Here is a 13475-nt window from a genome sequence, read left to right on the forward strand (position 1 = left end):
CTATTACCGATAGATTTGAGCAGAATCTCTACAATCCGCAATTTTAACGTACTGATTTTATTTTACAAAATCAGTCTTCTCACTTTTTTGATTACGCGGTAATCTAAAAGTCTGTTGGGCTTTTATCTGATTTAATAGCCCTATCTATTAAAAAAACATCTATTTGATAGTACAGATAACTATAATTAACACTATCAACCCAAATATTTTATATATTCATTATTTAAAGGACGTCTTATGCAAGAGTTGACCCCACCTGAAAATTCTACTACGCCGAGCATCTCACTGACACCGCCTGAGCCGGTGCAAGAAGTACAAAAAAGTGAAGCTGATCAAATGGTGAAACTAGATAAGAGCCAAATACCCGAGCTTGATGCAAAAGTAGATGCATTCGTCGATCATGTGCTGACCAATTCTGTGCATAGTCCTGAGTTTCAGCAAAATGTGCAGTCTATTCATAATCTGGGCAACAAAGAGATTCGTGAGTCCGCCCAAGTCTCTAACCGGATGTTAGAGCTACCGGCAAAAAGCCTCAACGATAGCTTGTTTGATAACTCGCCGATTGCCAAATCTTTGACTGAGCTACGCGGTATTGTAGAGGATTTAGATCCTAGTAAAAAAGAGCTGACCAGCTCACGTAAATTGTTTGGCCTTATCCCTTTTGGTAACAAAGTTCAGGATTATTTTCGCCAGTACGAATCTGCGCAGTCGCATATCAATGCGGTAGTGACCAGCCTTTATAATGGTAAAGATGAGCTGCTCAAAGACAATGCTATGATTGAGCAAGAAAAGGTCAATATGTGGGAGCTGATGCAATCTATTCGCCAGTATATCTATGTCGGTAAAAAGATTGATGAACAGCTTGAGCAAAAAATCTATGCGATCGAAGCCACAGACCCTGAAAAAGCACGCATTATAAAAGAAGAGATGCTGTTTTATGTGCGCCAAAAAAATACTGACTTTTTGACTCAGTTGGCGGTTAACGTACAAGGGTATTTGGCTCTTGACACGATTCGCAAAAATAACTTAGAACTGATCAAAGGGGTGGATCGTGCCACTACCACTACCGTATCAGCGCTGCGTACTGCTGTTGTCGTCGCCCAAGCGATGACTAATCAAAAATTGGTACTCGATCAGATTACCGCTTTGAACAAAACCACTAGTAGCCTTATTGAATCGACCTCCGCTATGCTCAAGCGTCAATCAGGAGAGATTCATGAACAAGCGACTAGTAGCACCATTGAGCTTGATAAATTACAAAATGCCTTCAATAACGTCTATGAGACGATGGACATGATCAGCAATTATAAGATTGAAGCGCTAGAGAATATGAAGCAGACGGTAAATACTTTGACTACTGAGGTGGACAAAGCACAGAAGTACTTAGACAAATCAAACCAAACTACCGTTCTTGAAGTGTCCAAAGAATTAGACAGTAAAAAGATTACCAATGAATCTAATACTGTTGATATCGATATATAAGTTAGCTGTCGAGCCGTGACAATATACAGTCACATACATACAAGACGATTGATGCAAGATATTGGCGCATCGTTCGTGTTAAGATAGCTCCCATTAATAATTTTAAAAATAGATACGGTACTTTATGAGTTGGAATGATCCAAACGCTTCAAGTGAGGCACAAAAATACGACAATCCTATACCCAGTCGCGAGCTTATTCTAAGCACGATCAGTGATCAGGGTGAAACCACGCATCAACAATTAGCAAAAATTTTTGGCATAGAAGATCCTGAGCAGTTCGACGCTTTAGGCAATCGTCTCAAGGCCATGGCACGTGATGGACAAGTTAACCGCGAAGGACGCCCTTATCGCTATCGTACGGTAACCAAACAAGATGTGGTAACAGGCATAGTATCTGCCCACGCTAAAGGTTTTGGCTTTGTAGTACTAGAGGATATGCCGGATCTGTTCTTACACGAAAAGCAGATGCGCTGGGTGTTCAACGGTGATACAGTCAATGCTATTGGCACCTCAACCGACAATCGAGGTCGTACCGAAGGACGTATCGTCGATGTGATAGAGCGTCAACAAAATCAGTTTATTGGTACACTTGCAAAAGATGAGGATGGCTACTGCGTGGAGCTGGGTAGTCCTAATAATCATCAGCCGATCACGGTGAGCGACGATAACGTACAAGCTTTAGAAGTCAAAGAAGGTTATCCCGTCAAAGTTGATATTATTGATTGGCCCAATCAGCATGAATTTGCTACAGGTAAAATCACTGAAGTATTGTCTGATGATAATGATCGTGAATTGATTATTGAGACGACTTTACTTAACTACGATATCCCGTCTGAGTTTAGTGCCGCTGCTCTCAAACAGGCCAATGATTATGAAGAGCCTACCGAAAAAGATCTAAAAGGTCGCACCGATCTGCGTGATTTGCCGCTGATTACTATCGATGGTGAAGATGCACGCGACTTTGATGATGCGGTATTTGCCGAAAAACGCTCTGGTGGTAACTACCGAGTACTGGTCGCTATCGCTGACGTCAGTCATTATGTCACGCCAAACTCACCTCTTGATAAAGACGCTTTTGAGCGCGGTACCTCAGTATATTTTCCGCATCGCGTGATTCCAATGTTGCCAGAAGTCTTATCAAACGGTCTGTGCTCCTTAAATCCTGATGTCGATCGTTTATGTATGGTCGCTGACATCAAGGTATCTAGAGCAGGTAATGTCACCGGTTATGAGTTCTACCCGGCAGTTATGCATTCGCAAGCGCGTCTTACTTATAACCAAGTCAATGACTACTTTGCCAATCCAAAAGACCAAGGTGTCCCCAAATCTTTGACTGGCAATAAAGACGTCAAAAAATCTGTAGATACCCTACATCAATTGTATGACTTGCTGATCAAAAAACGCGAAGAGCGTCATGCGATGGAATTTGAGACGGTCGAGACTTATATTAAGTTTAATGAAAAGGGCGGTATTAAAGCAATCTTACCCCGTACTCGTGGCGATGCGCATAAACTTATTGAAGAGTGTATGCTGCTTGCCAATACCTGTGCGGCAAACTTTGCTCTAAAAAATGAGTTACCTGTTTTGTATCGTAATCACGACAAACCTGATAACGAAAAGTCAATGCGTATTCACGAGTATGCCAAGAACTTTGGTCTGCCGTTTCCTGAGGAGAGTCCAACGCAGGCGGACTATCAGCGTATTATTGAGGCGACTAAAGATCGTCCAGATGCCATTAGTATCCACAGTATGCTGCTACGCTCAATGATGCAGGCCAACTATGCTCCTGATAACATCGGTCACTTTGGCTTGGCTTATGACGAATATAGCCACTTTACATCCCCGATTCGCCGCTATCCTGACTTGATGCTGCATCGAGGGATCAAGGCTAAGGTCACCCATAGCAAGCAGCCCGTTATGGATTTTTCTTTAGACGCGGCAGGCACACAAACCTCAGACACCGAGCGCCGAGCTGAAAAGGCTTCGCGTTACGTAGAAACTTGGCTTAAGTGTCATTACATGAAAGATCACGTTGGTGAAGAGTTTGAAGGCGTGGTGACCACGGTGACAAGTTTTGGTTTGTTTATTACTTTGACCGACTTATATATCGATGGTCTGGTGCATATCTCCAATGTTGGCGATGACTTTTTTGTCTACGATGAACAGCAGCAGCAGCTAATTGGTAAAGACAAAGGGACATTGTTTGGTCTTGGCGACTTAGTAAAAGTAAAAGTTGCTGGGGTTAATATGGACTTATTGCAGATCGACTTTGATTTGACCGCTAAGCTAAAAGCTAGTGAGATGAATCAAACCAAGAAAAAGAGTCGTTCAAGCTCCAAAGGCTCAAGCTCTAAAAACAATAGTTCTAAGAGCAATGGCAATGGTAAAGGCAAAGGTAAGAGCAGCAATAAAAATAGCTAGTTTGCACTACACTAACTATTACTATCCTAAAAAATATCGTTAACTATAAAAACTGATTTATCAAATAGGACTAAAGTTATCTTTAGTCCTTTTTTGTTGCCTATGTTTTGATGATTGTCTACTCAATGGTTGACTATAAACTCGTCTTCGATGCTTAGCGACTTATGATTACTCCTGCGGACTATTGGCATTTAATAAGTCGGTAGCATCAGAGCTCTCTGCAATTTCTTGTTCTACCTTTTCCATCAATTTGTCATCAGGACGAGCATCAAGTATTTCATTGGCACTACTGCCTTGCAAAATATATTTAGCACGTGCTTTGGCCCGTTGTTTCTCTTTATCATCGTTACTACTAGCTTCGGTATCCATTGTCGCCTCTTCAGGCGTCGTAGATGTGATAGTCATATCGGTATCAGTTTCAATATCGGGGGCAACTTTTTGCGTCTGTTCAAAAGCTTTTTCTAATTTATCGTTGAAACGGAGACGATAAATAGGCTCAGGCAAGCTGAAACCTTCATTTTCTAAAGCATGCTTGGTCTCTCGAATAGCGATACTACGAGCCTTAAAAAAGTCAGTTTCTGATTGATTAACCCATACTTGAAACTCAAGGATGATATTGGAGTCGCCCACATTGGTAATAATAGCGATAGATTTGGGCTTGTCCAATACAAAATCTAAGGTTTTGATAGCATCCAGACCGACCTTAATAGCAGCTAGTGGATCATCATTAGCATCGACGCCAAGCTCAAAAGTAAAGCGGCGCTCAGGATTCTTGGTATAATTTAGAATCGTGCCTTTAAAGACTTCAGCATTAGGAATGCGCAGCTGATTACCATCTAAAGTCATTAAAATGGTGGCTCTTGAGGTCAGGCGTACCACAATGCCTTCTTGCCCATTGATCACCACTTGATCGCGAGCACGAAACGGCTGGCGGATACTGAGCATTAAAGAGGCTATATAGTTCTCAATGGTATCTTTGACTGCAAAACCAACAGCGATACCGATGACCCCGGCTCCGCCAAGAAGCGTACCTAAAATGGTCTCAGCGCCTATTAAGCTTAAGGCTAATATCAACCCGAAGATGATAAAGATAACTTTAACAGTTTGTGCTAGTAGCTCAGCGACAAAAGGATTGGGAGTAAGGCGTTGCCACATTTTTTGCCGATTAGACAACCAACTACCAAACCATGCTACAAGACCAAAAACCACAATGCCCACAAGTAATAAAGGCAAAGCCTTAATCAAGTTTTTGACTTGAGTTTTAAGACCTTGATACACAGTGCTGACATTATCTTGTACATCTAGAGTACGATTTATCTCATCATCTACCGTGACCACATCCGTCAAACGATTGGTTAAATTAATAGCTTGCTGCGCTTTTTTCTCGTTTGGTGTCTCCCCTGTGAGCGTCACTACGCCTTGAGTGACACTGACATTAACTGCTTGCAAACCTTCAATTTCAGAAAAAATACCACTGATGCGCTGACGAATAGCTTCGTCTTTTTGCGGAGTTGGGGTGGTTTCAATTTGAGCGTTGTTAGTACTTTCACCACTGATAACTGGTGGCGGCGCAGCAGGCGGCGAAGTCTGCATGGGGGCTTCGCTATCTGCAGGTGCGCTGCTATCAGAAGCCGCTTCTGCTGTATCGATACCTAATACGGTTGCCACTTCGGCCAGCTCTTCTGTAGCAGCATATAAAGGTAGCGGTAGTAGCATACTTACTATTAGTAGCAGCTGAATGCATATAAAACGCCACTTGCGTACTACTAAATGGTAATGAGAAACCGTCATACATATCCTTTACTAACTTTGCTAAGTGGAGCGGTGATTTATCGGTCACTACTGGTTATCAGCTGCAACTATATTGAACTAAAATCATTTCAGAAGTACAGACAGTTAGGCAGAGGTTTATTTGCTATCTAAATAACTTTGAGCTTCATCAAGATCAAGCGTGCCCTCATAGATAGCGCGTCCGGTAATGATGCCTTCAAGATATTCTCCATAAGGCTTTAATAATTTTATGTCCTGCATATCAGTAACGCCGCCGGAAGCAATAACGGGCAGACCACCTACGCGAGCCAAGTTGACTGTTTGTTCAACGTTGACGCCTTGCATCATGCCGTCGCGGGCGATATCGGTATAGACAATTGAGGACACGCCAGCATCAGCAAAGCGTTTTGCAAGCTCTGTTGCCCTAACATCGGTCACGTTTGCCCAGCCATGAGTGGCAACCATACCGTCTTTGGCATCAATACCGACGATAATATGTCCAGCAAACTCTCGGCAAGCCTCGCTTACAAAACTTGGATCTTCAACCGCCTTAGTACCAATAATAATATAGGTTAGACCAGCAGTAATATACTGCTCAATAGTATGCATATTACGTACACCACCGCCCAGTTGAATCGGCAGCTTTGGGTGCGCTTTAGCAATATCATGTACCACGCGTTTGTGCACAGGCACGCCATCAAACGCCCCATTTAGATCGACTAGATGTAGACGACGCGCGCCTTCTTTGACCCAGCGCGTAGCCATCGCTACTGGATCATCAGAAAATACCGTATCATCTTCCATACGACCTTGCTTCAAACGCACACACTTACCGTCTTTTAGATCAATCGCTGGAATAATTACAGGCACAGCACACATACACATTCCTTATAAAAATACATTATGAATAACTATTTAAAACATTTCTTATGAGATAAAAACAGGCACAATAGCGCTGAGTAAAATTATCTGAACGCTAAAGACGCTGAAAAGTATATTAGCATTTTCACTAAAATCTCATAGTTAGGTGTTTAAAACGCTAGACTTATAAAGATAAGTTTTGACTTCTAAAATTGGCTTTAATATTATCTAAATTCAGATACTTACTGGCAATTTTAGGTCAATTTAGCGTATAATCATAGATAAATTTATGTTTGTTTCTACATGATCATTACATAATTGATAGTGAGTGCTTGTTTCTATATTTGTATTGATAGTAAAGCTACTAACACTATTTCAAAAGTAATGAGCACTCGATAGCGAATGATACACGATTATCTCAATGCTTAAGATACAGATTTTTAGAGTTAAATGAAACGTATGGTAAGACTGTCTTTATTTAAATAAATGTCTATAGCAAGCAACTTGTATTAGAGATTTACTTTAGATAGATAGCTTTAGTATGCACCTTGGTAGCCAGTCGCCACTGTGGTAATTCGAGTAAGACATTAACGTGTTGTTAAGGAGTCTAAGGTCAGCGTTAATATTCTTATATAATAGTGTGCCAGTATTTTTAGATATTTGATCGTCATCCTACAACAAGGACTTGACGATCAAATACCTTTTGTAATGCTTGTACTGCTATTACCGATATACCAAACAGGACGTCTGGTATCGTTTTAGACTATGGACTAAGTTTTCGCTTATGATTACCATTAAAAAAGGTTTGGATTTGCCTATCACTGGTGAACCCTCTCGCGAGATATCTGAGCACAGGCCTGCACAAGTGGCTCTTATTGGCTACGATTATGTAGGTATGAAACCTACTATGAACGTCAAAGAAGGCGACATCGTAGCTAAAGGTCAACCTGTGTTTGAAGACAAAAAACGGGTCGGTGTTATCTATACCGCTCCTGCTGCTGGCAAAGTCATTGCGGTCAATCGCGGTGAACGCCGGGTGTTTGAGAGCCTTGTGATTGCTATTGACCCCACAGGTGAAGAGATAGAGTTTGAGAGCTACAACTCCCAGCAGCTTGCCAATCTTGACTCCGAAACCGTTGAGACCCAGCTTTTGGCTTCTGGTGAATGGACAGCATTTCGTACACGTCCTTATAGCCGTGCACCTGACATTGGTTCTCGTCCCCATGCTATCTTTGTCAACGCTATGGATACCAGTCCATTAGCTTACGATCCCATGCTACTGATTAATGAGCAGATACAAGCATTTAATGATGGTCTTGCTGTACTGTCGACTTTGAGCCCAAAAACGTTCGTGTGCCATCATGGTGATGCGCAATTATCTCCAGTACCGAATACCGCGCCTAATAATGTTACTGAATATCATGCTTTTGCTGGCAAGCATCCAGCAGGTTTGGCAGGTACGCACATTCATTTTTTGCATCCTATTAGTCGCGGTGTAACCGTATGGACGATTGGCTTTCAGGACGTGATTGCTATCGGTAAACTGTTTACCACAGGACGCCTATATACGCGTCGTTTAGTAAGCTTGGGTGGCCCTGCTGTTAAAGAGCCACGTTTAATTGCTACTGAACGCGGCGCTGATATCACTGCTCTCACCAAGGGTGAGCTGCTCGACGGCGATAACCGTATCATTTCAGGTTCAGTACTATCTGGCCGTAAGTTGTTTGACAATGTAGCCTATCTTGGCCGCTTTCATGATCAGATCAGTGCATTGGCTGAAGGTTATGAACGTCCAGCGTTTCACTTTTTTACCCCTGGTAAAAACCGTTTTTCTAAGCTACCTATCTATATCTCGCAATTTTTCAAGAAAAAATATAACTTTACTACGACAACTAATGGTTCACCGCGAGCGATGGTACCCATTGGCGTCTATGAAGAAGTTATGCCCCAAGATTATTTGCCAACGCAGCTATTGCGAGCACTAATTATTGAAGACATTGTGACAGCAGTTGATTTGGGTGCTCTTGAATTGGACGAAGAAGATTTGGCTTTATGCACCTTCGTCTCTCCTGGTAAATATGAATACAGTGACATTCTGCGTGATAATTTGACGCGTATTGAGCTGGAGGGTTAACCACGATGAAATTTTTACATAATATGTTCGATCGTATGGAACCGTCCTTCACTAAGGGTGGCAAGCACGAAAAGTACTATCCTGTTTTTGAGATGTTTGATACATTCTTGCGTCAACCAAGCTCAACAACTTTTACCTCATCGCATGTACGTGATGGTATCGACCTTAAGCGCATTATGATTACCGTTTGGTTATGTACGTTCCCAGCGATGTTTTGGGGTATGTACAATGTAGGTCATCAAGCACTGACTGCAATTGCCCAGCTTGGCCTACAACCTGAGGGCTGGCGTACTATGATCACCAGCATGGTCGGTTATAATCCAGATAGTATTTGGGCAAGTTTTGTCTACGGGGCCATGCAGTTTTTACCCATATATATAGTGACTTTCGCTGTGGGTATTGCCTGTGAGATTATATTTGCCATCGTCCGTGGCCATGAAGTCAATGAAGGTTTCTTTGTGACCTCAGTACTGTACGCGCTGATTATGCCGCCAGATATCCCATTATGGCAAGTCGCGTTAGGGATTATATTTGGCGTAGTGGTCGCCAAAGAAGTATTCGGCGGTACGGGTAAAAACTTCTTAAACCCTGCTTTATCAGGAAGGGCTTTTTTATACTTTGCGTATCCTGCTTACATGTCAGGCGATTCAGTATGGACTGCAGTTGATGGTTTCTCTGGAGCAACGCCCTTAGGTCTTGCAGCTCTCGGAGTGACACCAGATAGTTTCACTAATGTTTATGGTCAAGCCATCACTTGGAGCGATGCTTTTTTAGGAAATATCCAAGGTAGTATAGGCGAAGTATCGACACTAGCTATCTTAATAGGCGCGGTATTCTTATTGTGGTCACGTATTGCCTCATGGCGCATTATGCTCGGCTGTGTTGTGGGTCTCATCCTTACCTCATTAGTATTTAATATGATCGGTTCAGAAGATAACTTGATGATGAGTATGCCGTTTTATTGGCATTTAGTCATCGGTGGTTTTGCATTCGGTGCCGTCTTTATGGCAACTGATCCGGTATCAGCCGCTCATACCAATAAAGGACGCTGGGCTTATGGTATTTTGATTGGGTTTATGACGGTATTGATTCGCGTCGTCAATCCAGCTTTCCCAGAAGGTATCATGCTCGCCATTTTATTTGCCAATTTATTTGCACCATTGTTTGACTATTTTGTCACGCAAGCAAATATCAAACGTCAGACAGCACGGAGGGTTCGTTATGTCCAAACCCAAAAGCAATAATATGACCACTATCAGCGTAGCGTTAACGCTATGTCTGGTATGTTCAGTATTGGTTTCAGCAGTAGCAGTTGGGCTAAAGCCAGCACAAGTTGAAAACGCACGCTTAGATCGCAACAAAAACATTCTGGTTGCCGCAGGTATGTATGATCCTGCGTCTGATACTGCTGATGATGTTGCTGAGCGCTTCCAAGATTTCGATGTTGAAATAGTCGACCTAAGAGCCGGAAACTATTTAACTGATGATGATCTATCAGCTGCTGGTATCGCTGATCGCAATGCTTATGATGCCAGTCAAGCTACTAAAAACGCAGCGCTAAGTGAAGATTTGGGTGACAACGACCCTGCTAGTATTGGCCGCGTCCCTAAATACGCCAAAGTCTATGTCAAAAACGACGACGCAGGTAATCCCGAGATGGTAGTACTGCCGATTCAAGGCTACGGACTATGGGGCACCATTTATGGTTTCTTAACGCTTGAGAGTGATATGAATACCATCAAGGGTATTAGCTTTTATGAGCATAAAGAAACACCGGGTCTAGGAGCACGTATTGAAGAGCCAGAATGGCGTGCTAAATGGCAAGGTATTCACTCTTATGATGAAAACGGCGAAGTTGCCACTGGTGTCACCAAAGCTGGTAACCCAAAAGAGAACTGGGTTGATGGTATTAGCGGCGCTACTTTGACTGGTCGCGGGGTCAGTAATATGATTCAGTTTTGGCTAGGGGAACAAGGTTACAAGCCTTATCTAGATTCACTGCGCCAAGAAAACGGTCAGACTATTGATAATGCTGAGGCGCAAGCTAAGCAGAATATAAACCAAAATGAGACCTATCCCGTAATTGAGCTGGCTGCAGCAACGCCAGTAGCACACGGCAAGGAGGCTTAACATGGCTGATGTAAAAAGTATTTTAACCACGCCTATCTTTGACAACAACCCTATTGGTTTACAAATATTAGGCGTCTGTTCAGCGCTAGCAGTAACCACCAGCATGTCCAATGCGCTGGTTATGTGTGTGGCATTGACATTGGTAACCGCATTCTCAAGCTTTTTTATCTCTATTATTCGTAATAGAATTCCATCTAGTATTCGTATTATTGTGCAGATGACTATCATTGCATCGCTAGTTATCTTAGTAGATCAGATTCTAAAAGCAGTGGCTTATGACGTCAGTAAGGGCTTATCAGTCTTCGTTGGCTTGATCATTACTAACTGTATTGTTATGGGCCGAGCCGAAGCGTTTGCTATGAGTAACCCACCAGTGCCAAGCTTTATGGATGGTATTGGTAACGGTCTTGGTTATTCTGCGGTACTATTATTCGTGGCTACTATCCGTGAGCTTCTAGGCTCAGGCACTTGGTTTGGTATCACCATTTTGCAGCCAGTGACAGACGGTGGTTGGTATCTACCTAATGGTTTATTACTACTGCCACCTTCAGCGTTCTTTATTATTGCCCTGTTCATTACCATCGTTCGTATTTGGAAACCAGAACAGGTTGAGGAAGCTGATTTTGTGATGAAACCGCAATCTAAAGCTATGGCATATAGGGAAGGTCACTAATGGGACATTATGTTAGTTTATTTATAACCTCAGTCTTTATTGAGAATATGGCGCTGGCCTACTTCTTAGGTATGTGTACTTTTTTAGCTGTATCTAAAAAGGTCGCTACTGCTATCGGTCTTGGGGTTGCTGTCATCGTAGTTATGGTCATCACGGTACCGCTTAACAATTTATTGTTTCAATTTATCCTAAAAGATGGGGCACTTGCATGGGCAGGATTTCCCAATATTGATCTAAGCTTTTTGGGCTTATTAAGTTATATCGGTTTGATTGCCGCAACCGTACAGATCCTAGAGATGTTTTTGGATAAGTTTGTACCTGCCCTTTATAATGCGCTTGGGGTGTTCTTACCCCTGATCACAGTGAACTGTGCCATTTTGGGCGGCGTACTGTTTATGGTTGAGCGTGACTATAACTTTAGTGAATCCGTCGTATATGGCGTAGGTGCAGGTTTTGGTTGGGCTGTGGCTATTATTGCTTTGGCTGGTATTCGTGAGAAACTCAAATATTCAGACATTCCTGGACCACTCCGTGGCCTTGGCATTACCTTTATTACCGTAGGCCTTATGTCACTTGGCTTTATGTCTTTTGGCGGTATGTCCATTTAATTTTTATTATTCCTAAAAACGGCTGATGCGCTTAGCGGTTTAAATTATTTAATTCATTTATTCGGTAGGGGCTTAGGTATATCTGATGTATACCTGCTCCCCTACTCCATAGATTAAGGACATTTATCATGGATTATGCTACGGCGATTGGCGGCGTTGCTATGTTTACCGTGATTATCATGAGCTTAGTTGCCATTATTTTGGCAGCACGCTCAAGACTAGTCAGTTCAGGCGACATTACCATTCGCATTAATGAAGATCCTGAAAATGATGTAGTGACGGCAGCTGGCGGTAAATTATTGCAAACGCTTGCTAGTGAAGGTATATTTTTATCATCAGCTTGCGGTGGCGGTGGTACCTGCGCTCAATGTCGCTGCCGTGTTATTGAAGGTGGTGGTTCTATCTTGCCTACCGAAGAGGGTTACTTTACCCAAGGTGAGATTCGCGATCATATGCGTCTTGCTTGTCAGGTACCTGTAAAACAAGATATGGAAATTGAGATTGATCCTGAATTCTTTGATGTGCAAAAGTGGGAGTGTGAGGTTATCTCTAATGATAACGTCGCCACCTTTATTAAAGAGCTGGTACTCAAAATTCCAGAGGGTGAAGAGGTTAACTTCCGCGCCGGCGGTTATGTACAGCTAGAAGCACCACCGCACGAAGTACATTATAAAGACTTTGATATTGATGAAGAGTATCGAGAAGATTGGGAAAAATTCGGTATTTTTGATTATGTCTCAAAGGTTGATGAACCAGTCATCCGCGCTTATTCGATGGCTAACTACCCTGAAGAAAAAGGTCTCATTAAATTTAATATTCGTATTGCTTCTCCGCCACCACGCGGGCCGGCCGGAATACCGCCAGGTAAAATGTCCTCATGGACCTTTAGCTTAAAGCCGGGTGATAAAGTAACCGTTTCTGGTCCTTATGGTGAATTCTTCGCTAAAGACACCGAAGCTGAGATGATATTCGTTGGTGGCGGGGCTGGTATGGCGCCCATGCGCTCACATATCTTTGATCAGCTCAAACGCTTGAAAACCGATCGTAAAATTAGCTTTTGGTACGGTGCGCGTTCTATCCGCGAGATGTTCTACGTTGAAGATTATGACCAACTAGAAGAAGAGTTTGATAACTTTGAGTGGCATGTGGCTTTATCTGATCCATTGCCTGAAGACAATTGGGATGGTCCTACTGGTTTCATCCATAATGTCTTATTAGAGAACTATCTCAAAGATCATCCAAACCCAGAGGACTGCGAGTATTACATGTGCGGGCCACCGATGATGAACGCTGCGGTTATCGATATGCTGCATAGTTTGGGTGTGGAAGACGAAAACATCATGCTTGATGACTTTGGTGGTTAAAGCTATATTTTATTGAATTAATTTAAACTTA

General features: G+C 42.6%; 10 protein-coding genes. 8 read left to right on the forward strand and 2 right to left on the reverse strand.

Annotation, left to right across the window (positions count from 1 at the left end):
- Nucleotides 1-237 precede the first annotated feature (237 nt).
- Together ACR63N_RS14690 and rnr are read left to right on the forward strand one after the other, a co-directional pair.
- The gene (locus tag ACR63N_RS14690; RefSeq protein WP_367104742.1) at nucleotides 238-1482 is read left to right on the forward strand and encodes a toxic anion resistance protein; all 1245 of its coding nucleotides are present in this window, start codon (nucleotides 238-240) and stop codon (nucleotides 1480-1482) included.
- Between the two features lie 124 nt (nucleotides 1483-1606).
- The gene (rnr, locus tag ACR63N_RS14695; RefSeq protein ID WP_367106611.1) at nucleotides 1607-3904 is read left to right on the forward strand and encodes a ribonuclease R; all 2298 of its coding nucleotides are present in this window, start codon (nucleotides 1607-1609) and stop codon (nucleotides 3902-3904) included.
- Between the two features lie 168 nt (nucleotides 3905-4072).
- Here the strand turns inward: rnr and ACR63N_RS14700 are convergent, their stop codons facing one another.
- Nucleotides 4073-5695, reverse strand: coding sequence for a mechanosensitive ion channel domain-containing protein (locus ACR63N_RS14700; protein ID WP_367106612.1), 1623 nt, complete (start codon nucleotides 5693-5695; stop codon nucleotides 4073-4075).
- A gap of 117 nt (nucleotides 5696-5812) precedes the next feature.
- Nucleotides 5813-6553, reverse strand: coding sequence for a 1-(5-phosphoribosyl)-5-[(5-phosphoribosylamino)methylideneamino]imidazole-4-carboxamide isomerase (gene hisA / locus ACR63N_RS14705; RefSeq protein WP_367104745.1), 741 nt, complete (start codon nucleotides 6551-6553; stop codon nucleotides 5813-5815).
- Nucleotides 6554-7319: 766 nt separating this feature from the next.
- On the opposite strand from hisA, the gene ACR63N_RS14710 reads away from it, so the two are divergent.
- The 6 genes from ACR63N_RS14710 to nqrF all read left to right on the forward strand — a co-directional run bounded on the left by ACR63N_RS14710 (nucleotide 7320) and on the right by nqrF (nucleotide 13444).
- Nucleotides 7320-8669 carry a Na(+)-translocating NADH-quinone reductase subunit A gene (locus ACR63N_RS14710; protein WP_367104746.1) on the forward strand — a complete coding sequence of 450 codons (1350 nt, stop codon included), beginning with the start codon at nucleotides 7320-7322 and terminating at the stop codon, nucleotides 8667-8669.
- 5 nt (nucleotides 8670-8674) lie between these two features.
- Entirely contained in the window at nucleotides 8675-9913 is a 1239-nt protein-coding gene (locus ACR63N_RS14715) for an NADH:ubiquinone reductase (Na(+)-transporting) subunit B (RefSeq protein WP_367104747.1), read from the forward strand.
- Nucleotides 9891-10799 (forward strand): Na(+)-translocating NADH-quinone reductase subunit C, encoded by a 909-nt coding sequence (locus tag ACR63N_RS14720; RefSeq protein ID WP_367104748.1) that lies wholly within the window; start codon nucleotides 9891-9893, stop codon nucleotides 10797-10799. Before ACR63N_RS14715 ends, ACR63N_RS14720 begins: the two co-directional genes overlap by 23 nt.
- A gap of 1 nt (nucleotide 10800) precedes the next feature.
- Nucleotides 10801-11472 carry an NADH:ubiquinone reductase (Na(+)-transporting) subunit D gene (locus ACR63N_RS14725; protein WP_367104749.1) on the forward strand — a complete coding sequence of 224 codons (672 nt, stop codon included), beginning with the start codon at nucleotides 10801-10803 and terminating at the stop codon, nucleotides 11470-11472.
- Nucleotides 11472-12080, forward strand: a complete 609-nt coding sequence (gene nqrE, locus ACR63N_RS14730) for an NADH:ubiquinone reductase (Na(+)-transporting) subunit E (protein WP_367104750.1) — start codon at nucleotides 11472-11474, stop codon at nucleotides 12078-12080. The genes ACR63N_RS14725 and nqrE overlap by 1 nt, the downstream gene beginning before the upstream one ends.
- Before the next feature lie 128 nt (nucleotides 12081-12208).
- On the forward strand, nucleotides 12209-13444 hold the full coding sequence (gene nqrF / locus ACR63N_RS14735) for an NADH:ubiquinone reductase (Na(+)-transporting) subunit F (protein ID WP_367104751.1): 1236 nt from the start codon (nucleotides 12209-12211) through the stop codon (nucleotides 13442-13444).
- The last annotated feature ends 31 nt before the right edge of the window (nucleotides 13445-13475 follow it).

This window comes from Psychrobacter sp. M4 (assembly GCF_055699795.1).

Excerpts from the sequence above, each read along its gene's own strand:
- nqrF (WP_367104751.1), top strand. The coding sequence starts at position 12,209 with ATGGATTATGCTACGGCGATTGGCGGCGTTGCTATGTTTACCGTGATT.
- ACR63N_RS14690 (WP_367104742.1), top strand. The coding sequence starts at position 238 with ATGCAAGAGTTGACCCCACCTGAAAATTCTACTACGCCGAGCATCTCA.
- rnr (WP_367106611.1), top strand. The coding sequence starts at position 1,607 with ATGAGTTGGAATGATCCAAACGCTTCAAGTGAGGCACAAAAATACGAC.
- hisA (WP_367104745.1), bottom strand. The coding sequence starts at position 6,553 with ATGTGTGCTGTGCCTGTAATTATTCCAGCGATTGATCTAAAAGACGGT.
- ACR63N_RS14715 (WP_367104747.1), top strand. The coding sequence starts at position 8,675 with ATGAAATTTTTACATAATATGTTCGATCGTATGGAACCGTCCTTCACT.
- ACR63N_RS14720 (WP_367104748.1), top strand. The coding sequence starts at position 9,891 with ATGTCCAAACCCAAAAGCAATAATATGACCACTATCAGCGTAGCGTTA.
- ACR63N_RS14710 (WP_367104746.1), top strand. The coding sequence starts at position 7,320 with ATGATTACCATTAAAAAAGGTTTGGATTTGCCTATCACTGGTGAACCC.
- ACR63N_RS14725 (WP_367104749.1), top strand. The coding sequence starts at position 10,801 with ATGGCTGATGTAAAAAGTATTTTAACCACGCCTATCTTTGACAACAAC.
- nqrE (WP_367104750.1), top strand. The coding sequence starts at position 11,472 with ATGGGACATTATGTTAGTTTATTTATAACCTCAGTCTTTATTGAGAAT.
- ACR63N_RS14700 (WP_367106612.1), bottom strand. The coding sequence starts at position 5,695 with ATGACGGTTTCTCATTACCATTTAGTAGTACGCAAGTGGCGTTTTATA.